General features: G+C 60.2%; 14 protein-coding genes and 1 riboswitch. Of the genes, 3 read left to right on the forward strand and 11 right to left on the reverse strand.

From position 1 onward, the window contains the following. Positions 1–3 precede the first annotated feature (3 nt). From HNR59_RS08515 to HNR59_RS08540, 6 genes are all read right to left on the reverse strand, one after another. Positions 4–1,611, reverse strand: a complete 1,608-nt coding sequence (locus HNR59_RS08515) for a carboxyl transferase domain-containing protein (protein ID WP_183828620.1) — start codon at positions 1,609–1,611, stop codon at positions 4–6. 1 nt (position 1,612) lies between these two features. Continuing rightward, positions 1,613–2,776 carry an isovaleryl-CoA dehydrogenase gene (locus HNR59_RS08520; RefSeq protein WP_183828623.1) on the reverse strand — a complete coding sequence of 388 codons (1,164 nt, stop codon included), beginning with the start codon at positions 2,774–2,776 and terminating at the stop codon, positions 1,613–1,615. After that, entirely contained in the window at positions 2,745–3,386 is a 642-nt protein-coding gene (locus HNR59_RS08525; RefSeq protein WP_183828626.1) for a TetR/AcrR family transcriptional regulator, read from the reverse strand. The genes HNR59_RS08520 and HNR59_RS08525 overlap by 32 nt, the downstream gene beginning before the upstream one ends. A 95-nt stretch (positions 3,387–3,481) precedes the next feature. Beyond that, positions 3,482–4,114, reverse strand: coding sequence for a hypothetical protein (locus tag HNR59_RS08530; protein WP_183828628.1), 633 nt, complete (start codon positions 4,112–4,114; stop codon positions 3,482–3,484). Between the two features lie 3 nt (positions 4,115–4,117). Beyond that, entirely contained in the window at positions 4,118–4,852 is a 735-nt protein-coding gene (locus HNR59_RS08535; protein WP_183828631.1) for a CbtA family protein, read from the reverse strand. A gap of 12 nt (positions 4,853–4,864) precedes the next feature. Then, complete coding sequence (locus tag HNR59_RS08540; protein ID WP_183828634.1) at positions 4,865–5,074, reverse strand: CbtB-domain containing protein; 210 nt, start codon at positions 5,072–5,074, stop codon at positions 4,865–4,867. Positions 5,075–5,121: 47 nt separating this feature from the next. After that, positions 5,122–5,203: riboswitch (adenosylcobalamin (AdoCbl) riboswitch) on the reverse strand. Positions 5,204–5,272: 69 nt separating this feature from the next. Between HNR59_RS08540 and HNR59_RS08545 the strand changes: the two genes are divergently transcribed. After that, on the forward strand, positions 5,273–5,824 hold the full coding sequence (locus HNR59_RS08545; RefSeq protein ID WP_183828637.1) for a histidine phosphatase family protein: 552 nt from the start codon (positions 5,273–5,275) through the stop codon (positions 5,822–5,824). A gap of 9 nt (positions 5,825–5,833) precedes the next feature. On the opposite strand, the gene HNR59_RS08550 is transcribed toward HNR59_RS08545, so the two are convergent. Both HNR59_RS08550 and HNR59_RS08555 read right to left on the reverse strand, forming a co-directional pair. Further along, positions 5,834–6,946 (reverse strand): pyridoxal phosphate-dependent aminotransferase, encoded by a 1,113-nt coding sequence (locus tag HNR59_RS08550; RefSeq protein WP_183831458.1) that lies wholly within the window; start codon positions 6,944–6,946, stop codon positions 5,834–5,836. Between the two features lie 430 nt (positions 6,947–7,376). Then, positions 7,377–7,757 carry a VOC family protein gene (locus tag HNR59_RS08555; protein WP_183828640.1) on the reverse strand — a complete coding sequence of 127 codons (381 nt, stop codon included), beginning with the start codon at positions 7,755–7,757 and terminating at the stop codon, positions 7,377–7,379. A gap of 481 nt (positions 7,758–8,238) precedes the next feature. Here HNR59_RS08555 and HNR59_RS08560 point away from each other — a divergent pair, with 481 nt between their 5' ends. Then, positions 8,239–9,423 (forward strand): tyrosine-type recombinase/integrase, encoded by a 1,185-nt coding sequence (locus HNR59_RS08560; RefSeq protein ID WP_183828643.1) that lies wholly within the window; start codon positions 8,239–8,241, stop codon positions 9,421–9,423. Positions 9,424–10,025: 602 nt separating this feature from the next. Beyond that, positions 10,026–13,127, forward strand: coding sequence for a hypothetical protein (locus tag HNR59_RS08565; protein ID WP_183828646.1), 3,102 nt, complete (start codon positions 10,026–10,028; stop codon positions 13,125–13,127). Positions 13,128–13,543: 416 nt separating this feature from the next. On the opposite strand, the gene HNR59_RS08570 is transcribed toward HNR59_RS08565, so the two are convergent. The 3 genes from HNR59_RS08570 to HNR59_RS08580 all read right to left on the reverse strand — a co-directional run bounded on the left by HNR59_RS08570 (position 13,544) and on the right by HNR59_RS08580 (position 22,441). Continuing rightward, positions 13,544–18,769, reverse strand: coding sequence for an ATP-binding protein (locus HNR59_RS08570; RefSeq protein WP_183828650.1), 5,226 nt, complete (start codon positions 18,767–18,769; stop codon positions 13,544–13,546). 392 nt (positions 18,770–19,161) lie between these two features. Then, complete coding sequence (locus tag HNR59_RS08575; RefSeq protein ID WP_183828653.1) at positions 19,162–20,748, reverse strand: DNA polymerase; 1,587 nt, start codon at positions 20,746–20,748, stop codon at positions 19,162–19,164. Then, complete coding sequence (locus HNR59_RS08580; RefSeq protein WP_183828657.1) at positions 20,741–22,441, reverse strand: reverse transcriptase domain-containing protein; 1,701 nt, start codon at positions 22,439–22,441, stop codon at positions 20,741–20,743. Before HNR59_RS08580 ends, HNR59_RS08575 begins: the two co-directional genes overlap by 8 nt. Positions 22,442–22,753 lie beyond the last annotated feature (312 nt).

A 22,753-nucleotide genomic window follows, 5' to 3' on the forward strand; every position in this document is an offset into this window, starting at 1 on the left:
CCCTCACATCCTGAACAGGCCGAACTTGGTGTCCGGCACCGGTGCGTTGAGCGCTGCCGAAAGCGACAGCGCCAGCACCTCGCGGCTGCGGGCCGGATCGATGATGCCGTCGTCCCACAGCCGTGCCGAGGAATAGAGCGGATGGCCTTCGCGCTCGTATTTCTCCAGCGTCGGCTGCTTGAACTCCGCTTCCTCTTCCGCGCTCCAGGTGCCGCCCTTGCGCTCGATGCCTTCGCGTTTGACCAGCGCCAGCACCATGGCCGCCTGCTCGCCGCCCATCACCGAAATGCGGGCATTGGGCCACATCCAAAGGAAGCGGGGCGAATAGGCGCGTCCGCACATGCCGTAATTGCCGGCGCCGAACGAGCCGCCGATGATCATCGTCACCTTCGGCACGCTGGCCGTGGCCACCGCCGTCACCAGCTTTGCGCCGTCCTTGGCGATGCCGCCGGCCTCGTACTTCTTGCCGACCATGAAGCCGGTGATGTTCTGCAGGAACACCAGCGGAATGCCGCGCTGGCAGCACAACTCGATGAAATGCGCGCCTTTCTGCGCGCTTTCGGAAAACAGCACGCCATTGTTGGCGATGATGCCGACCGGCATGCCGTAGAGGTGCGCGAAACCCGTCACCAGCGTGGTGCCGTAATTCTGCTTGAATTCGTCGAAGTCGGAGCCGTCGACAATGCGCGCGATCACCTCGCGCACGTCATAGGGCTGGCGAAGATCGGTCGGCACGATGCCGTAAAGTTCGCGCGGATCGTGAAGCGGTGGGCGTGGTTCGCGAAGATCGAGCCCGATCTCCTTCTTTCGATTCAGATTTCTGACGATACGCCGCGTGATCGCCAGCGCATGCTCGTCGTCCACAGCGAGGTGATCGGCCACGCCGGATTCGCGCGTGTGCAGGTCGGCACCGCCCAGTTCCTCGGCGCTGACATCTTCGCCGGTCGCGGCCTTCACCAGCGGCGGGCCGCCAAGGAAGATCGTCGCCTGCTTGCGCACCATGATCGATTCGTCGGCCATCGCCGGCACATAGGCGCCGCCCGCCGTGCACGAGCCCATCACGCAGGCGATCTGCGGAATGCCGGCCGCCGACAGGGTGGCCTGGTTATAGAAGATGCGGCCGAAGTGCTCGCGGTCCGGGAAAACCTCGTCCTGGTTGGGCAGGTTCGCGCCGCCGGAATCGACCAGATAGACGCAGGGCAGGTTGTTCTCCCGCGCGATCTCCTGCGCCCGAAGATGCTTCTTCACGGTCATCGGATAATAGGTGCCGCCTTTGACCGTGGCGTCGTTGACCACGATCATCACCTCGCGCCCTTCGACGCGGCCGACGCCCGCGATCATGCCGGCCGAGGCGATGTCGCCGCCATACATGTCCCATGCGGCGAACTGGCCGATTTCGAGGAAGGGCGAGCCGGCATCCAGCAGTTGCGCCAGCCGCTCGCGCGGCAAAAGCTTGCCGCGCTTCACATGGCGCTGGCGCGACTCCTCCGTGCCGCCCCGCTGCACGGTTTCGGCCTTGGCGGCAATGTCCTCCACCAATGCGCGCATACGCTCGTCATTGGCGCGGAAGGTGTCGGAAGAAGGGGAGATCTGCGAGCGAAGCACCGCCACCTCAGATCTCCTCGCTCATGATCTCGCGGCCGATCAGCCAGCGGCGGATTTCCGACGTGCCGGCGCCGATCTCGTAGAGCTTGGCGTCGCGCAGCAGCCGCCCCGTCGGATAATCGTTGATGTAGCCGTTGCCGCCAAGAAGCTGGATGGCGTCGAGCGCCGTCTGCGTAGCCTTTTCGGCCGAGTAGAGAATGCAGCCGGCCGCATCCTTGCGCGTGGTCTGGCCGCGGTCGCAGGCAGAGGCCACCGCATAGACATAGGCCCGGCAGGCGTTCAGCGTTGTGTACATGTCGGCGAGCTTGCCCTGCACTAGCTGGAAGTCGCCGATCGGGCGGTCGAACTGTTTTCGCTCGCGCACATAGGGCACCACGACGTCGAGGCAGGCGGCCATGATGCCGAGCGGTCCCCCGCAAAGCACGGTGCGCTCGTAATCGAGGCCGGACATCAGCACCTCGACGCCCCTGCCTTCCTCGCCAAGAACGTTCTCGAAGGGCACTTCCACATTTTCGAACACCAGTTCGCCGGTGTTGGAGCCGCGCATGCCGAGCTTGTCGAGCTTTTGCGCCACCGAAAAACCGGCAAAGCCCTTTTCGATCAGGAAGGCGGTGATGCCGCGCGATTTCCGCTCCGGATCGGTCTTGGCGTAGACCACCAGCGTGTCGGCGTCCGGTCCGTTGGTGATCCACATCTTGGTGCCGTTGAGCACGAAGCGGTCGTTCTTCTTCTCGGCCCTCAGCCGCATCGACACCACGTCGGAGCCCGCACCGGGCTCGGACATGGCCAGCGCGCCGACCGCAGCGCCCGAACACAGCGCCGGCAGGTACTTTTCCTTCTGGGCGTCGGTACCCCAGCGATTGATCTGGTTCACGCACAGGTTCGAATGCGCGCCGTAGGAGAGAGCGACCGAGGCGGAGGCGCGCGAAAGCTCCTCCATCGCCACCACATGCGCCAGATAGCCCATGCCGGTTCCGCCGAAGGCCGGGTTGGCGGTCATGCCGAGCAGGCCGAGCGCGCCCATTTCGCCCCACAGATGGGCAGGGAATTCATTGCTACGGTCGATTTCCGCCGCCAGCGGCGCGACCTTTTCCTGCGCGAAGCGGTGAACGAGGTCGCGAAGTGCCGCGACGTCTTCGTCAAGCCCGAAGTCGAGTGCCTGCGTGTACATGCTGTGTCTCCCGGTTCGTGGTCGCCCCGACAAGGCGCATTGTCATGGAAAGATAGGTCTGCGTCACCCCTTCCACCGAAAGCCGCTCGTCCGGCCGGAACCAGACGATGACGCCGGTGATCATCTGGATCACCGCCATGGCGGTGAGCCCGATGTCGTCCAAATCGAAGACGCTGGCTTCCGCGCCGTCGCGCAGGATGGCGCGCAGCTCTTTTTCGTAAGAAGTGCGCAGCCGCAGGATGAAGGTCAGCCGTTCGGGTGAGAGGCTGCGCAGCTCCATGTTGGAAATATGGGTCTGCGAACGCCGTTCGATATGGAAGGCGATGTGGTTTGCGACGAAGGTGGCAAGGCGCGTGGTGGCGTCCGTGGTGGCAGGGCGCGCCTCGCTCCATGCGCCGAGCAATGCCTCCATGTGCTCGCGCATCAGGGTGAAGAGCAGGTCTTCCTTGGTGGGAAAGTAGCGGTAGAGCGCCGCCGCCTGGACGCCGACCCGCGCCGCAAGCTGGCGCATGGATACAGCCTCGTAGCCATGGCGCGCGATCAGATCGACGGCCGCCTCGCGGATCGCCGCTTCCGTTCTCTCGCCATCCGATCCTGCAGTGCGTGCCATCGGGTTCCTCCACTCCTTTAATAAAACGCACGTTCAATTAATTCAAGAGGCAGACAAGATCATGAATAGCAGGGGATAGCAGGTCGATTGTGAACTCAGTTGTGGTTGTCAGGCCGCGAGCGTCCCTTGCCGAGCACCATTCCTGCCGCGGCTAAGGCCAGCCCCAACCCGGAAAAGGCGGCGAGGCTCGGCAAATGTTTGGGAATATCGCTCCATACGGGGCGAACCACGCTGGCCGTATCGAAGGTGTCGGCGCTGTACTGGCATAGCACGAAGGAGGATTCCTTGCGCACCATGTCCGCATCGATGCGCGACACGAGATCTTCGACCGCCTCCTTGTTGGCCGATGTTTCACGCATGTGGGAAAGTAGTTCGCGCGCGGCCGACAGATAGGCGTGGGCGCATTCGTTGAAGGGGCTTTCCTCGTCGGCCAGTGTGCCGGGAACCAGACCCCACAGGCAATAGGTGTACTGGATGTTGCCATAGTTCAGCAGGCGCACGAAGGTGTCGTCCATCTGCCGCTCCTGCGCGGCCAGTTTCATGATGTCGCTGCGGTAGTCGGCGATCACCGCCATCTGCCCGTGCGACAGGCTGGCGATCGGAATGCCCTTGATTTCTTCCGGGTTGAAGCGCCGGTGCGCTTCGGCCTCTCTGCTGGCAAAACCCGTCGCTGCAAGGGCAAGAACAAGCGCGGCACGCGCCAGAGGAGAAGCGTGCCGCGCCTGCATATCTCAGGCCGTCCGGCCGCGCTGGCGGGTCGCCAGCGCACGCTCGGCAACCGCGCCGAAGCCGAGCCCGATCACCGTCCACAGCACCGCATGCATGCCGAGCGAGGAGGTGCGGAAATGCCAGATCAGATCGGCCGAATAGCCTTCTGGAATCTCGTTTACCGTCGGCAGCGCATACTGGGCAATGGCGATGATGGCGAGGAAGGCGAGGCCTCCGACGATGCCGGCATTCCAGCCGCCCAGCTGGCTCCACAGTCGCCGCGCCAGCGCAACGGCGATCACGGCCGCTATGATCGAGACGATCAGCATGACGAAGAACAGCTCGGTGCGCTCGCCGATCGTTTCGGGATTGCCGACGGCCGGCGGCGTCGCCGGATATTTCATGGCTGGGGCAATCACCACGGCGATGAAGGCGGCGATCGCCAGCAGGCCGGCGGTGGCGCGGGGCGTGAGCGTGACGACACGCCCGTAGACGAAGGCGAAGACCAGCGCGAACAGCCCGCCGATGGCGGCGCCATAGACGACCGAACCTGTCAGCAGGCCAAGTCCGGCCTGCGTTTCGCGGCTGACCAGCTCTTCCTCTTCCTCGGCCGGTTCGCCGGAGGCTGCGGCCGCCGCTTCTTCATAAGCGATGGCGGTGTCGATGTGAGGTTCGCCGAACACGCGGGCAAAACCGAATGCGAAGAGACCAGCGAGGACGCCGATCAGCATCCCGCGAAGCAGAAGATTTCCAACCATGGCGCTGTTCTTTCAGTGGCAGGGGAAGCCGAGGAGGTGACGCGCGTCATGAACAAATTCATGCGTGCTCAGGCTTGAGAACAGGGTCGTTGCCCCTTCTTCCGCGCCGATGAAATAGATGCCCAGAATCATGAGCAGGCCGCCGAAAATGGCCCATGGCATGATTTCGCGAACCGGAATAGGAACCGGCCGCACGTCTGGTGCAAAAGTAATGTCGGACATCGTGCTTCTCCCTGGGATCCTGCGTCCCGTTCATGCAAGCTGGGGAGACGAACCAAGGTCTGACTTCCGGCACTCCTGCCGGTCACAGTGGCGCGACCGTGCTGGATTTTCACCAGCTTCCGGATCCGTAACCTTTGCCGAAATTACCCGCCGTCCTGTATGGCTGTCAATTGAACTGAAGGGGAGACGCGAGAGAATATGACAGGACGCCTGACCCTGATTTGTTGTGGTGCGACCGCCGCTTTGCGCCGCAATGCCTTTCATCGGGATGAACCGTTGGAGCAGAAATCGCTCTCTCAGGCGCAAAGGCTGGCCACTCAAATCCCGGATGCGGATCGTGTCTGGCACGGGCCGGAGCTCATGGTTCTGGAAACGGCGAATGCTCTGGGCCTGAAGGGGGAGCCTGTCGCGGCGCTGGCCGACCAGAATTTCGGCTTGTGGGCCGGCCGCAGGCTTGCCGAGCTCGATCCGGCGGAACTTGCCGCATGGATGTCCGACCCGGATGTTGCACCGCACGGCGGCGAAACGCTGAACGATCTGCGCCGGCGTATCGCGGCTTTTCTGAAGGAAAACCTCGGCCTTTCGGGGCATACGCTTGCAATCACGCACCCCGCAGTCATTCGTGCTGCCGTCTGCGAAGTGCTTGGCGCGCCATCGCAGGCTTTCCGGGCAGTAGATGTTCAGCCTCTCAGCCTGACCCACTTCACCAGCGATGGCCGTCGCTGGGCTCTGCGTATGGTCTCCCGATGAACAGCCAGCCTATCCCGCGCGAGCGGCGGCCAGTGCTTTCGGCAGTTCCTCAGCCAGAATATCGAGCTCGTGGTCGAGCCCGACGCTGATGCGGACACAGCGATCAAGCCCGGCCACCATCGGCTTGCGGATGAACACCTCACGCGCCAGCAGGTTCTGGAGCACCTTCAGCGCAAAAGCGCCGTCCCTGCCGCAGTCCACGGCCACGAAATTGGTGGCGGAGGGCAGGGCGTCGAGCCCATTTTCCGCAGCGATCGCGGCGATGCGCTGCCGTCCGGCTTCCACCTTGCGCACCACCTCTGCCAGCCATGCCTGATCCTTGATCGCGGCCTCGCCCGCGATCTGCGCCATGCGGCTGACGCCATAGTGATTACGGATCTTCTCGAAGGCGGCGATAACCGCCTCTTCTCCGATGGCATACCCGCAGCGAATGCCTGCAAGCCCGTAAGCCTTGGAGAAGGTGCGCATGCGCACCACGTTAGGGCACGAAACATCGATTGCCGGCAGGGCGGAAGCCGGCGCCAGCTCGCAGTAGGCCTCGTCGAGAATGAACATGGTGGTTTCGGGCAGGGCTTCGACAAAGCGGTTTATCTCGTCGGCATCCCACCAGCTTCCCATCGGATTGTCGGGATTGGAGAGATAGACCAGCCGGGAATTTTCCCGGCGCACCGCTTCCAGCAACCCGTCAAGATCTTCGCGGTCATTCTTGTATGGCACCGGCACCAGCCTGCCGCCGACGCTGGCAATATGGAAATTGAACGTGGGATAGGCGCCAAGCGACGTCACCACCGGTTCGCCCGCGCCCACATACATGCGTGCGATCAGCCCCAGCAGCCCGTCTATGCCTTCCCCGATCACGATGTTCTCAGGTTTCACGCCATGATGGGCTGCGACCGCGACTTTGACGTCGTGATTGTCCGGATCGCAATACATCCACATGTCGGGCGCGGCCTCGGTCATACTGGCGATGACGCTAGGGGAGGGACCGAAGCTGCTTTCATTGGCGCCGATCCGGGCACGGAATTTCTGGCCGCCTGCGCGCTCCTGCGCTTCCGGCCCCACGAACGGAACGGTCGAGGGCAGGGCTGAGATAATGGGCGTGAACGGCGGATAGATGGGCATGGCGATCCAGTCGTCAAAACGGTTGCGGCCGAAACGGGCTGCATTCACACGGCGGGTGCTTTTCAAGGCAACCGCACATCTTGAATAGCAAGCCCGGATGTCTCCAGCGCAAATAGCCCCCGAGACCTCACACAATGCTTTAAGCGCAGCCGCAGGCGCGGAGCAAGGTCCCCTGTTCCCTCACGCCGGGCAAAGGCTTCCGTAGTTACCTCTTGGGAGCGATGTGTGATTTTGAGGCTCTGCCGGGGGGGCGTGGCTGGAGCAACTGCTACGGAGCGGATCCGGCATGGCGGGTCGCCTGAAAGGCATCTCCGCCATGCCGCATGTCTGGGCATGTCGCTCCCTTGTCGCCCACACCGGTTACATCTGGCCATCAGCAACGGCGCCGCAGCATCAATGCGGATCAGAACATGGCCGGGAATCTATGCGGTCACGGAGCCAGTGCGCTTGCGCAAAGCTTGTTGCCTGTGGGGTCACGAAGATAGGCCAGATATAACTTCCGGCTTCCGACTTCGCGGATACCGGGCGGGTTTTCGATCGACGTTCCCCCGTTTTCAACCCCCGCCGCGTGCCATGCATCAACCTCATCGGGCGACGAAAGGGCAAAACCGATCGTGCCGCCGTTGGCATGGCATGCGGAATCTCCGTTGATCGGCGCCGTAATCATGAAACGAGGCCCGCCTTTGCTGTAAACAACGCGCCCCTTCGGATCGATCGTACCTGCGGTGCCACCTGAAGCGGTGAAAATGGCATCATAAAACTTTTTGGATTGCTCGAGATCATTCGAGCCGACCATGACGTGACTGAACATGCGTTTCCTCCTGAATGATTGTGACCTAGCCCGATTCCAGACAGATCGGAAAGCACCATCTGGCCACCCTGCTCAGATGCAGGAGGCAAATATGAACAAGGGCTGGCTTTCACCGGAGAATCTGAGGCTTATGCCATAAAGTGAATAGCAGTTTGATCGGCTGCCAGCTTTGCCGGTAATGATAACGGCTTTGAAAATGCTTGGATTTTTTATTTCAATGGTGGCGGAGAGGATGTCCGCTGGAAGGCGGGTTTCAAGGGGTTTGGCAGATCCTTGATATACAAGGGATTTCTCTGGGTAAAATCCTTGTTTTTCAGTATGTTGATAGTGGTTGTGCTACTGTCCAATTGTCTGCTGGCGTCTCGTGAGTTTTACTGATTTCCAACAAAGGAGTGTATGTTTTTTAGTATGTTCATGCTCAGCGGAACGTGGTAATTATACCCTCTCTGGACGTGTATGTTTTCGATTTTGTGGTCCGATCATGCCCAAATCCCTCACCGCCCGCGAGGTCGAGGCCTTGACCATGGACGGCCTGCACCGCGTCGATCATGGTCTCTATCTGCAAATTCGCCGCGGCGGCGCGACACGCTCATGGCTCCTGCGCTATCGGTTCAAGGGTCGCCCGACATGGATGGGGCTGGGGCCGGCGCGTGTACTCACGCTGACTGAAGCGAAACGCAGGGCGCTTGCCAGCCAGCGGCTCATCCTCGACGGCATCGATCCTGCAAAGGCCCGCAAGGCCGAACGTCGCCCGGCCGCGATGACCTTCGCCGAGTGCGCGAAGAAGTATGTCGAAACGCACAAGGCAGGCTGGAAGAACGAGAAGCACATCGCGCAGTGGACATCGACGCTGGAGACCTATGCCAATCCGGTCATCGGCAAGCTGGCCGTCGATCAGGTCGATGCCGATCATGTCTTCAAGATTCTGGAGCCGATCTGGACGACGAAGACGGAAACTGCCACGCGGCTGCGCGGTCGTCTGGAGCGTGTTCTGGACTGGGCACGGGCGACCGGCCTTCGCTCGGGGGAGAATCCGGCACGGTGGAAGGAAGGTCTGAGCCATCGCCTGCCGGCTCCGGGCAAGGTCCAGCGCAAGACCGCGCATCATGGTGCGGTTCCTTATGCCGAAATCCCCGCCCTGATGAAGCGTCTCGGCGAACTGACATCGATCAGCGCCAGGGCGCTCAGCTTCACTATCCTGACGGCGGCGCGTACCGGCGAGACCATCGGGGCGACATGGAACGAGATAGACCTGAAGGCGAAGGTTTGGGTGATTCCCGCCGAACGGATGAAGGCCGGCAAGGAGCATCGCGTCTCGCTGTCGGATGCTGCGGTGGCGTTGCTGAAGTCGCTGCCGCGCCGTGGCGACCATGTGTTCGCGGCCCACGATCCCACCCAGCCGCTGTCCAACATGGCGATGCTGCAATGCCTTCGGGGCTTGCGTGGCGGCAAGGGCGAGACGGTACATGGCTTCCGCTCTGGCTTCTCGACATGGGCGGCCGAGCTGACCAATCATCCCCGCGAGATCGTGGAAGCCAGCCTTGCGCATGAAGTCGGCAACGCCGTGGAGCTGGCCTACAAGCGTACCGACTATCTGGTGAAGCGCGCAAAGCTGATGAAGGATTGGGCGGCGTTCGTCACGAGCGGGAAGGCGAAGGCCGCATAAGTGTGTCTCTTTCCCTTTTTCGCCTTCGCTAACAAAGAGGTAGACTATGTCAGAAGCTGAATCACGTCGCCAATTTAGGCGACGGCTTTGCGCCTTAATATCGGTCGTTCAGTGAATCTGATGGTGATCCTGGAAGCTGCCGTTCGTTCATCGGTACGACGGCTCAGCTAGATGGCCGTTATTGAGGCTTGGCCGTCGTATTGAAACGGCATGACAAAGAGCATCTCCCGAGCTCTTGCCACTTCCTCAGATGGCCGGCTCGCTACCGATAGATGAGTCGCCGCGTGAAAGGATGGTGCCAGATGAGAGTGGCTGTCACGGTAAAGGTTTTCTCCTCAATTTCGTGCTTGCTCAGCCAAGAACAAATGCGCGAGTTATAGGAGTATGGATGCTTCTATTTCTGACGAGCGGGACTCGCTGGCTTCGTTGCTCATGCCAAATCGCAAGGTGAGCGCCCACGGCTTGGCGAAAGCTCTCGATGAGGTCGATGCGCTTACCTAGTGGATAGAGGCTGGCATGGAGCGCACCCACGATTGGCACCAGCGCCGTCGTGCGGCGTAATCGGCCACCTCTTGGACCAAATAACTCTGAGGCCGCGAGCGATGGAATTCACCGCCCTCCAGATTCTGCCGCCCAAGGATTGGGGCCGGTTCGAGGACTTGTGTCGCTGCCTGTTCGCGGCGGTATGGGGCGATCCCTACACGCAGAAAAACGGTCGGACGGGCCAGCCCCAGCACGGCGTCGACGTCTGGGGACGGGCATGCGGACCTCATGCCGGCACGCACTGCGTCCAATGCAAAGGCAAGGATGCGAACTATGGCGGAAAGGTCACGACCGCCGATTTCGACGCCGAGCTCGCCAAGGCCGAGCATTTCCAGCCCGAGCCCGCCTATTGGTTCCTCGCAACCACTGCGCCGACCGATGGAGTCCTGCAGGAGCACGCTAGGGTTCGCTCGGCGAAACGTGAAGCGCGGGGCGCCTTTCCGGTCAATGTGCTCGGTTGGGAAGCCTTGGTCGCTTTGATGGGCGAACACCCAAAGGTCATCGAGCAATTCTATCCTGAGCATGGCGGCCATATGCAGGAGCTGCTTGCCGCCGTGCGCGCGTTGCCTCGCCGCGACGAGGTGTTCGCCATGATCGAGCAATTCACCGTTGCGGCGAACCACCCTTCCGCGGATGCGAAGGGCGCCTGGCAGCCGGTTCGCTTCGACCAAGGCCGCGGTTTAGGTCCGGCGCTGCTCGGTCGAGCGCTCGGCGCGGCAGACACCATGCAATGTCCGCGATTGCCGGAAGCTGGGGACCTCGTCCGGGAGCTGAAGGTAAGCTATTCGGCAAGGCTTGCAGGCGTGCCGGGCGCGGGAAAGTCGGTTTGCGCGCTCCAGGCAGCCGAGACCTGGGCGGGTAAAGGCTATCGCGTCTTGCGGCTGATCGATCCAGCAAGCGCGCGGATCCAGCTGACCGACGATGATGCGCCGACCGTACATCTTATCGATGACGCCCATCTCGCCTCTCCTCATGGGCTCGTGCTTGCCGAGCAGTGCGCGAGCGAGACGAAGCTGCTCTTGTCGACGTTCACCAGCGTTGACGGAGCGGGCACTCGGCCCGGCACAATACATCTCGATGCCAAGCGTGCGGTCCGGGTGATCGCGGACGAGTTGCGCGCCCGACGCGACGAGACCTTGGCGGCGGTTCGCACAATTGATGATCGGATCGGCGACGGGCTTGGCGAAGAGAGCATTGACTGGCGGCTCGATGCCGCAGCCCAATCCGATTTCCCTTGGCAGTTCTGTTTCGTCTTGAGCGGCGGGTGGCGCCGGGTGCGGTCGATCATCGCTTCCGCCCGCGCGGCTGGCGCTGACATTGTGCTCGGGGCTGTGGCAATCCGTCAACTCGCGTCACGGGACGCACGTGCAGGCGCGAGCGACCTCGCCCCCTTGCTCGGGGCCGCACAAGTTGCGCCAGACGCCGCCGAGCGTGCTATCGCATGGCTCGTCGAACAACGCCTCGTCCTCGCCGCCAGCGACCTGCGCTGCCCGCACCAACGTTTCTCCGCCGAAGTTTTCGATCCGATCCTGACTGAACAAGACAAAGGCGGGCGCCAGCAGCTCGCCGCTATGATTGGTCACACTTTGGCCGACCCGATGATGCCCCTCGCAGGTCTCGGCAGTCTGCTCACACAATTCCGAATGAGCCGAGGCAATGTAATCTGGACCCCTCTCATTGGGCGCGACTTGCTTGAGCCCTTTCTCGATCGGTGCTGGAACGCGCACGAGCCGGCGGACATCGCTGCGGCGGCATACGCACTGCGTGAGATCGACAGCTACATCGATGACTATTTTAAGTACCCCACCAAAGCGCAGGTTGAGACGATTGCCAGCTGGTTCAGCAGGCCGATGCCCGAGGCGGCCTACCGGGTCGGGGCATTCATCAACGGCACTTACCGCAACCGGCGCTTCGGTCGGGCGATCATCCGCGCCTCAAACCCTGAAGCGATCGCCGATGCGTTAAACCAAGCAATGGAAGCGGCGTCGGCAGACTTTGCCTGCGAGATCACAAAAATGGTCTCGCAGTCCTTCGGCGCGCTGACGCCGGAATGGATCGCCCGTTATCTCACCCGCGTTGATCGTAGAAAGGCGCTGAGGTTCATCGCCAACTGGCCGGCTTCGAGCCAAATCTACCACGCTGCATGGTTCTGTGAGCAATTCACCTACCTGGACCGGGAGTTCGGCTTCGATTGTGCCGAGGCGCTGGGGCCGGCGATCGCCGAACGGATGCGTGCCAACCCGATCGACGCCATCGAACAGTTGGACGATATATTTGGAAGCACTCTCCGGGTCTTCGACCCCTTGGGGGTATATAGGGGCAAGTTGGCACCGACCGCGCGATCGCGCGCGATCGCCAGCGAGTTGTGCTCGGTATGGGAGCCGAAGGCGCTCGCAGCCAAGCTTTCACAACTGACGCCGCGCGGATTCCAGGGCGCGGCAGAACTGCTCAATGTCCTGCACACATCTCGTCGGGATATCTATGATGAGACGGTCGCTGCGCTAGACTGGAAGGCGGTCGAAGCAGCCGTTGGCGACAACTGGGCGAAGCTGCCGCATAATGCGGACATGTTCATTGCTCAATGTCATGCGAGCAAGGCCGGGCGAAAGGAAGTCGCCCGCCTGATCGAAGAGCATATCGAGGAGATCGACAGGCTCGACGCGCGGTTCGCCATTATCGCGCCGAAAGCTGCGTTTCGGCAGATAGAGCGGGGCGCTCGGGTCAACCTGTCTGGTCGATGGCAGCTGGGCGCGGTCGTCCTGGCTGAATTTCACAAGCGCCGGCCAGAGCTGGTTCAAGCGTTGCTTGGCAATCATCCAGCATTGATGGCCAAGGCCCTCTCCGAGGAAAGCCCAAGCTTCTTCGACGATGCATTGTTGTTCCTGCGCGTGTGTCGGCAGGTCGCGCCGGAAGCCTTCGAAAGCATTCTCAGTCACATCGACCTGAGTGTAGTCGAAAAAGGGTGGAGAAGCGCGCTGACTGGCCGACAAGGCAAACACAAAGTGCGCAACGGGTCTGCCCGCATAGCAATTGCGTGGCTCGTCCATGTCACCCAAGACCGGACCGACCCTCTCGGCGATCTCGCTCGCCGTTTGCTGGCCGAGTTGCCCAAGGAGACGAAGATTAGCCCGAAAAGGCTCGAGCCGTTTCCCGACCTATAGGTCGCCGGCCGCGGGTCGGAGATTTTCTACGAAAATGGGGATACCGACGGCGGTTGTTTTCGCTTTAGAGGGCTATAGCGTAGACGTAGTTCTCATCTCGCCTGAGACGGCACGCCAAATACCACCGATTGCCCTCCACAATACATGCTGTAGCGGCCGAGCGTACGCCTATGCATAGAACGAAGGACGGCCGGTGCGACAAAAGGCTCAGAAACGACGGCGTTCGGCGGTGAAAACGTTCGAATCGCTTCCGGTTGATTGCCGATTTTTTCTCCCGCGCAAAAGTCGCGTAGGAGCCTTTGAACGGCAATCATGCACCTCGTCGCGGCCGCAGAGATGGGCTTAGAAATTTGCCAAAAGCGGGCATTATGGGCACCATCCTGTCGGTCGCGCTTGCGCTACTTCCATCATTCAGACTATTGGCTCGCCCGTAAGAGCTCCTGCTGAAAGGACCCCGCGCCCCTGACGCCGTTATCCACCAGAATGTCGGCGATGAGCGAAATCATATCCTGGTGCTCGGCCGTCAAGCTCGCCGCCTTTTTTTCAACGACTGATTTGATGATTTCTACCGCGTGATCGCCGTGCTGGTTCCAGAACGGGAGGTCGCGCTTTTTCTCAACGACGATGTCGTGCAACCAGCCAAGCGCCGGATCAGGCAACAAATCCGCGCCGCCATTCTTGAGAAATATGGCCACTGTCGAGAACAGCGATTTGTGAAGGCCGAACTCCCGAATCGCACGCTCTATGATCGGCATGAACTTCCCCCAATGGGGCCAGTTCGGCGCAATGCCGCATATCTTGGGCGAGAAATCAGGCGTCATGCAAAACAGCAGGCTCTGCGCGCAGCTTTGGAACTCGCGGTCGAGATATTGCTGTCGCTCGCGATGCCGCCACTCTGGATTGCTAAACACCCATTCCGCCATCTCTTTCCATAGGGCCACATGTGCATCCTTGATCGCACTCGGAACGAGGAATGCGTTGATCATGAAGGAGCGCATCAGGCTCTGCATAACGAGCAGCGCGGTCTCGTTGTCTTGCGCAAAAATTCGCTGCAGAAAGACTTGGCGACATTCCTCTGGCGTCAAGGCCGAACAAACCTTTCCGCACCAGGCGGAAAAACCGAACACCCATTCAAAGGGTGTGTGGTCGCCAAGATGTTCACGCCGAGACGTAGCGAAGGGCGGGACGATTTCCTGGATGTTCCATTCCATCAGTTGATCAAGCAGGCGCAAGAACAACGGGCGCATTTCCCCCTGATTCAAGATCGGATCAAACGTCGCTTTGAAGAGGATTTTCTCCGCAAGGTTGAACATGAAAATTGTGTCATTGCGGTCATATCCGTCGGTCTCGCGGTTCCCTCGCACGACCGGCTGTCCCGTCTTGATCCACGGCATCGGGATGTCGGGAAGATTGGTGACTACTTGCGATTGGAGAAGCGTGTCCGCACGTTCAAGGAGCGACAGATTCCGTGCCGCCTCGCGTTTGTCCCATGCTATCGAATGAAATTCAGGTATCTCTTCTCGGTCGAGAACGCACTGTCGAAGCCCGATATCCAACAGCGTCCAATAGAATTTGGGGTGCGCCACCGCATAAGCTTTCGCAGAGATAAAGACCGCTTCAACAACCCCTGCCAGCGCATCCACGGCAAGGGAAAGAATCGCATTCATGCAGCGTTCGGCTGCAAAGCCACGCGCCAACAGTGCTGAATATCCATGGGCCGCGAACACAGCCGGATGCATCACGAGCAACCCATCGCGGATCGATATGTCATCGGGTTCTTCAGGCCCGGTCGCTGCTCGGCCGAACACATCGAGACACCAGTCGCCGATCTCATCAGTCCAAGCGCCATCCTCGCAATAACTCGCCGTGACGAATGCAGCGCCAGCAACGGCTGCTGCACGTTGGTGCACGAGAAAATCCAGCCCTAATCCATCAAAGATATCGTCGCCATCGAGCTCCTTGCCCTTCGCAATTGCGTGCTCGACCGTGAGATTTTCATGGAGCTGGCCGTTTTCCAGCGACTTGACCGCCCATAGCGCCAATCCGGAAAATTCATTCAGTTGCTCATTCTCGCGCCGCTGTTCCTGATATTGCGGCTGTTGCAACGATGGTGGTTCGATCCAAATCTGGATTTGGGTGCCATCTGGCGTCTGAGCCGCCTTTAGGTACTTTGGATCGCCTTGTTCGGAAAAGAGCTGCATTTTCTCACGCAGCGCTGCCACATGCTCTGCATGCTGCTTCTCTTCCTCATAGAGGAACGGCAGACGTTTCGGGAAACTCCGTATGCCGCGCAGATAGGTGCGCTTGAGTGCCGCGTCGTTGGACATAAACAGCCGCGGCGCCAAGGAGCGCACGTCTTGCCCGCGATGCGGCTTGCGGTTCAGTGCCCGCACCGCTTTGAGCTGCATTTCGTATTGATACCAGTTCCCGATTTCGTTGGACGGCGTGCTTCTATCCTGAATGAAGCGGGCGATGTCCCATTCCCACAGATGCGGGCAGGTCACCAAACCGACCGAACAGGCGACCGCTTTTTCCGGGTAGGCGAGGCATAGACTCACGCCGAGGCCAAGCACCGCAACGGTGTCATTCCCTTGGATCGCCTTGCGAAAAACCTCGCCAAAATCCGCGCCCATTTCAATCTGCTCGAACGCCCATTGCTCCAACGCCATGAGCGCGGATTTCACGGCATCGTTGCCCCAATAGCCCCGGAACCAGAGGTAGGTCTGATTGTCTCCCCAAAACGTTTGACGTCCCCATGGCAACGTCACGCGCACCGGCAGTGGCGTCAATGACTCGCGGCGATAAGAGCCTCTTGAACGTGCCCAGCGCCAAACCGAAATGGCATGATTGCACAAGACATGAACCAGCCTGAGCCCCTGTTCTTCATTGTGCCGTAAAAGGGCCAGAAACGGAGCTTGAATCGGCGATGCCGGATAGAATTGCTGATGATCGGCAATCCCAAACTTTTCCATGAAAAACCGGTCATAGCTGCCGAACGGATCACGATGAGCGTCACGCTTTTCAATGAACGCTTTCAGGAAAAAATCGACGAACTCTGCTGGGAGATGCTTCACCAGCGCGCCGCAGTTTTGAATGACTCCAGCCCGAAACCGCTTTCGCCTGCGCTTGTCCTGCGCCATCTCTCGCAGATATTGCGCGGCTAGCTCTGGCACGTTTCCTGCCGATGAGAGAAACAGCGAGCGCAAGCTCTTTTCGATCTTCTCCTCGTCATCATGGGGAAGATCAATACCGAACGGATCTCGGCGGTCTTTCCATTTGATTGGATGGCAGGCCGATTCAAACTCTATCAGCCAGTGATAGCTCAGCCCCCCGATTTCGCGGCAATGCCGGATGTTGCCGCCCGCATAGTTGCTCTGCCAAGTCGCCAGGACCGGTAACAAGTCCGGAATGAGCGATGGCGGCAAATGGGGGATCCGTGGCACCAGCCAGTCGAGGAACCGTACCCAGATAATCGGCTTGGGCAGAGCCGCGTAATGCGCAAAACGCGCCCGCTCTGCCGCATTCATGTCCGGGACGAGTTGTTCGTCAAGGAAAAGAGGATTTGGAATGACCTCCAGCGTGGCGATCGCTAGCAACAGTCGCTGAAGGAGTTCGCCGCCGTTCTTCAGCAATTCGTCAGTCACATAGTCGAGAAGTTCGGCGGTACGCGTTGATTGAAAGCAGGAGGTCAGCACAGCCCGTTGCCATACCGGCTGCAATGACGGCGCGGCCATCTGTTCCAGAAGAACCTTCCATTGTTCTCTGGTTCGGGTCGTTTCAAGCACATAGGCACCCAGCAATTGCATTGGACGCACTAGCGTTTGCGGCTGCCCAACCTGTTGAAGGTAAGCGGCGACGCTCTCCTGCTCGCCAACCAAGACTTCGCAAAGCGCCCATTCCTCGTAGATGTCGTGCGCGAACACGACGGAATGGCCGACGGCATTTTCGCGTAAGACGCCCGCGCTAATGAGTTCGGCAAGTGGTTCCGGCGCAAGATTGCGAATCGTGATCGCCGAGTTCGGCGATTGGGCAAGCCGCTGCGCCAAGTCGAGAAGGGCGTTACGTCGGTGCTGCGCTGGTGAAAAGTCGCTTCGGTCGGATCCGCCAAGCGTCCACCATAGTTGCAGCAGTTCAACTTCCGTAGCCGGTACATGTGCTGCGCTGCCCTGGCCGGTTAAACCCGCGATCGCCTTCAGGAAAAAAGGCCGTTTGAGGACAACATCCATGCTGCCGGACTGGGCCAGCAGCGGCCGCAGCCGGGGGATTTCCTCGCCCACCACATCCAGTTCGGCCTTGCTGAACGCAGCAACCGTGATGCTGCGGAGAGGCAGCTTGGCGAGCACATCCTCATGAAGCCATGTTTCAAGATGTTTGAGATTCTGCTCCCGAACAGTCGCCAGCACACGCCAGTTCGAAAGGCTTTCCTGGGTGACGATGGCCCGCAGCACGTCGTTTACCGTGAGCTGAACCGCAGGATCAGTGATCTTGTCGATGCCATCGATGAAAAGAATCGAAACGCCACAGCACGCGAACTCGCGCAGCAACGCCCCGATATCATCGCGTATCTCCAGCGTATGAGCATGTGCGCTCCAGCCCCGCGGATGGATGCGTTGGTCCTTCAAGACAAAGACAGGACCAAGACGCGCGCTCTCTTCCGCAATGGCCTTCAGGATCGCTGATTTGCCCGCGCCGGGCTCGCCAATGATCTGGATGAACCCACCGCTATCCAGCGCCTCACGCACCTGCCGGTGCGCTGCATCTCTATGTAGCCGCAATCCGGCGATTGCCGAGGTGATATCGCCCAACGCCCGTAGGGATTCCCGGTGAATCGCCTGTATATCGCTCCAATAGGACGGCGCTGTGCCTGTCGGCAGGCTCTCATCAATGAGATGCTCGACAAGAGTAGCGCGCGATGCCCCGCCGCCAGCCGGAATTAGTTCACCAGCCTTTGCGACCAGATTGTCCCATATAGAGCGAGCCTGACCGCGCTCAGCAGGAGAGAGCAGGTGCCCCAGCCTGTCAACGACACTGGCCGCGTCGCGCGATCCGTCGCCCGTTTGAAAATCGAAGTGGAGAATGACGAAGCCTTTCAGGAACCGCCATAGCTCATCGGCGCTTAGGGGGCGGCTGAGATGTTTCGTAAGATGGATGCGTATGGTTTCAACGAAAGCCCTCTTGTCCTGATGGGAAAAATCTTTCTTGCCAATACGCTCAAGAAAGTGGTCGCCGTCGATACTTTCCGCAGCCCAGGTCAGTACTGTCTGATAGTGCTGATCGATGCGGGCATTGTAGGTTCCTAACCCGGTGCCATAGCGTAGCAGAGATGTGTCGCCACCGCTGGCCACAAAAGTGTCCCATGCACGGCCGAGGATATCGGCCCACTCAGAATCGCTTTCGGTAAAGGTGAGCCGATTCTTGATTTGGAGGTGAAGGTGGGTCGCAAGGCCGTTTTCGCATGTCCCTTGGATAATCAGATCGTCCAAGGGCTCGCCGAACGCCGCGCACTGCGTGCGCACTTCAGTTGCATATAGGCCCGGCAGGCTACGAAAAGGTGCTCCGCAAAGCACTGCTACGAGGGCAGATGCCGCAACTCGCGCTTCAAGGTGTGTTCCGCCGCCGCCGGCCGAATAGGGGTTCGTCACGATGATTCCTGTCGTCAACACCTCTAATATACAGTAAGATGCCTGAGAACAAAACAAGAATATTAATGCGGCGAATGCCGAGTAGCAGATCCCCGTACGAAGTAGGCTGACGCCCTGCAGAATGAGCTCCCCATCAAACAACCGCTGACATTCGTGACAATTTGATTAAGCCTATCCGCGCCGGTCTCATCGTTGGCGCGGATGCGCTGCAAAGCTTCGCTTGGAAGTCTACATTCGTAAGGTCCGAGACCTGTCTGCTCGAGACATCGGGACTGCTGGCGGGACGTCTAAATTCTTGCACAGTCTTCCCAGAAGACGCCTGACCGCTTTCGGCCCCGTCACCGTTTCCTGTCGAAACGCTCTGGTAGACGCGCCTAAATGAGCTGAACTCGTCAGACTTCGTTGTCTCTTGGAGCGGACGAGATTTGCTCACGTTCGGCGAAGTCGCCGATTGACGCCTTGCCCGCGACCCGTCCGCTGAGCACTTCAGTCATGACGCCTTGGAAGGCGTCGACGACCCTGCCCGGCGTGTCGGTGCGCGTGTACTCGAATAGCAGGGCGTCATGCATCGGCAGGACGACCCTTACGTCTTCGATGGACGCTACCGCCAGCAGCGCGCGCTTGAATATTAGCGACGCCGTGCCCTGAACAACCTGGCTGACGGCCGCGCGTTGCTCTTTGCCGGTGAGCTGCCCTACTTTAGCTCGGCGGTAGTGGTTGCCTAATACGGTGGCCACTCGGCCGCTGGTCTGGAACTCGGTCCACACTCCCTTCTTCCAGTCCTCGTAGCGTTGGAAGAGCCTGAACGCCTCCTTCGCCTTCTGCCTGTCAACTCCGAGCGAGACGGCGGCATCCACAAGCGCCTTGCGGCTCATCCCGTAGGCATAAGACAGGAACAGCTGCTTGGCGGCCTTCCGATTGCCGACAAGACCTAGGCGCGTAGTTGCGAAGAGCTCGTACATGTCCCCCGCCGCGTAGAGCCGCTTGAGCTCCTCGTCGCCGGACAGGGCTGCCATGATCCCGACCTCGAACTGGTCGAAGTCGACATAGCCGAGCTGGGCGCTACCGTGCGCGCTGATGATCGACCGATATCGTTTCGGGATGTTCTGGAGGCTCGGACTGCGCAGTTGCACGCGAGATGTGCGCGAGCCGAATACGTCCACCACAGGTCGCGTGCTTTCGGTGGACAGGGTGAGTGACCCGAGCACTCTGCGCGTCGTGTCAAGGGCTAGGAGCGCTATGGTGTCGCTGCCGAAATCACGCTCGTGCGGTACGAACTCGAGGAGGTACTCGATTGACACTTCGTCTAGCTCGAAGCCTTCCTTGAGCAACTTGGCCTCGATGGCGCGCTTGCTTGGCGTCTCGAGCGGCATGTCGTGCTTCGCGGAATAGTCCTTCAGCAGTAGGAAGTAGTCGTGCTCCGCCTGGGCTCGATTGTCTGAGAGCCCCGCCGTGTCGATCAAGATCCCGGCGGACATTGAGATCTGGAGCAACCGATAGGCCGGCACCTCCACGGACAAGAAGCGCTCGAGCTCGCCGTTGGCGGACGCCTGCGCGCAGAGGTCGATGTACATCGCCACGATCGCCGCCGCGGCCTTGGTAGCGACTGCCTCGTCAAACGCGACGCCCTTGTTAAACATCTTCTGATAGGTGTCACGGACCTCCTGCTCGGCCCCGTACTGCCCGAGCTGCGTCGTGACATCGCGCTTCTCGCGGGCGAGCCGCTCCTCGGGAATTCCGCTGATCGAGATACGGAACTCATCGACGTCGATGATCGTGCCAGGCAGCGTGCCCATTCTGTCGAACAGGGCATCGCGGATCATCCAGAAGTCGTGGCACACTACAATGCCTGGAAATTCGACCACGCTCGCGGCGTCGGTCTCTTGGAGCTGCCCGTCTTGGAACCAGTAGAAGGCGTCCGCTCCTCTGCCTGTGAAGTCCTTCATGAAGAGCAGCAGCCTGTAGGCCAGGTCAATCATAGCCGCTGACCTCGTCGACGAGGTTAAGGAGATCGGTGCTCTCCCGCACGGCGAACGGGAGGCCGTCCTCGTTGCAGTGACGCTCGGCCCTCCGCCCCGTCCCCTTCAGGGAGACTGGTACCTGCCCGTACAGCGGACGCCGCGCTTCTTCGTCCAGCACCGACGAGGCGATCAGGAGGTAGCGGGCGTTCTGATAGGGCAGCTTCGCGAACTCTTGGACGCATTTCTCGATCAGGGCCTTCTCGTCGACGCAGCGGAGCCAAATCATGATGGCCGCCGCTTCTCCCGACTTCATGTCCTCCTGCAGCTTGCGGCCCGCCAGTGCCACGAGATCGTCGGAGCGGTGCCGCCGCACCGCGAGCATCATCCAAATATTGTAGTTCTGCCAGTCGTGGATAGCCCCGTCCTCGGCGAGCAGAAACGTCTCTAGGGTCGGCAGGCAGCGTCCGTCGCGATCCAGCGTGGCGATCAGCCGGCAGTACTGGTCAGTCGTAACGGCATGCTCGGACAGCGAACGCGACAGCGTGTCGAGGAGGTTGACCGACAGCGCGTCGCCCACGTCAAAGAGTCCGGAATCCACGATTTTTGCCACGCGATTCACCGCGAAGCGGAAGGTTCGTGTCTGTGAGTCCCCCTCCGCGATGCATCGGCTCAGGATCTCGAAGATGTACGTCACCGACTTGGTCACGATACGTCGGCTGCGTGACTGCCACATCTGGTTGATAGCTATGGTGGAGCTGTCCTGTGAGGGGAAGTACTCCGAGACTTTCTCGTTCGACACCTCAGGTGCGAGGATCTCGGTTTTGTTAGCGTTGATGTTGAGGCCGACCGTCCGCAATTGCCGAATGAGGTCCTGAAGAGCCCGCCGTGCGTGCAGCTCGGAATTGGCAATGATGCGGATGTCATCGACGTAACGGTAGTAGTCGTACCCCTTCTTCGTCATCTCTCTGTCCACGCAGGACAACAGGATGTTGGAAAGGAAGGCCGATGCGTCGCGGTTCTGCGGCAGGCCGTGGTCGCGGCTAAACGTCCATTGCGTGAGCAGCCGGTCGAGGGTGGCGATCGCGTTACGGATCTGCAGCTTCTCCGGTCCAGTCGCCACTAGGTCGGGAACTGCCTGCTCAAGCGCCTTGATAATTTGCGCGCGCGAAACGTTTTCAAAGAAGTTGCTCAGGTCGGTGACAAGCAGATGCCGCCCCGATTTGCGGAAGGTCAGCGTGACGCCTTCAAACGTGAACCAGCGGTCGATCTTGTTCTTGAAGAGGTATTTCGGATTGAGGGGAGCGGGCTCGTGGCGGTAGCTTAGCACGCGGTGTCCCAGGAGTGGGTCGTAGAACGGGATCAAAAAGCTACAGATTGCCTGATAGACGAAGCGGTCGAAGAAATCGGTTTCTAGCCCATAGCGCTCGCCATATCCCTTCTTCGGGATGTTGCGGACGACGCTGCGCGTGCCGCGATATTCCCCGTTCCATTCCTGCAGGAGCGAGATGATGATCTGTTTCGCCTCAGCTGGGTTGTTGAAGAGGTCATCGTACTGCAGGCAGTCGAAATACCAGTCGTCGCGCATATCCTGGCGGAGATGCTTCAATACCAGGTCGAATTGCACTGGAAATCCGAGTGCTTGGCCGTTTAGCCAGAACGCAGGCTTGAGCACATAGTCGGTCTCGTCTTCAACCTCGTTGCCGTTTATCACTCTATACCGATCCCCAATGCCGCTGATTTAAGCCCCAGACTGAGGAACCTATTTAACGCGTTCCGCTGGAATCGTCAGCAACACTTGGTCGGGATCCAGCGTCGGCTTTTGCCCTCCGTCTGGCAGAACCTGCCGGTCAGCTACCGGCCCCGTTAACGACCTTCCCCATAATTGCAGCAAGGCCGGCTACCTCCGTACTGCCGCAGTTCATGGTCCCAAGGCTGTGACCTGCATCTCCCTTTCCCTTTCGCCCTTTCTGATAGGGCCTTTGTCCCTTGATCCCGTTCCCTTGACCCATTCCTTTCGAGCCAT

Source organism: Aquamicrobium lusatiense (genome assembly GCF_014201615.1).
Taxonomy (GTDB): domain Bacteria; phylum Pseudomonadota; class Alphaproteobacteria; order Rhizobiales; family Rhizobiaceae; genus Mesorhizobium; species Mesorhizobium lusatiense.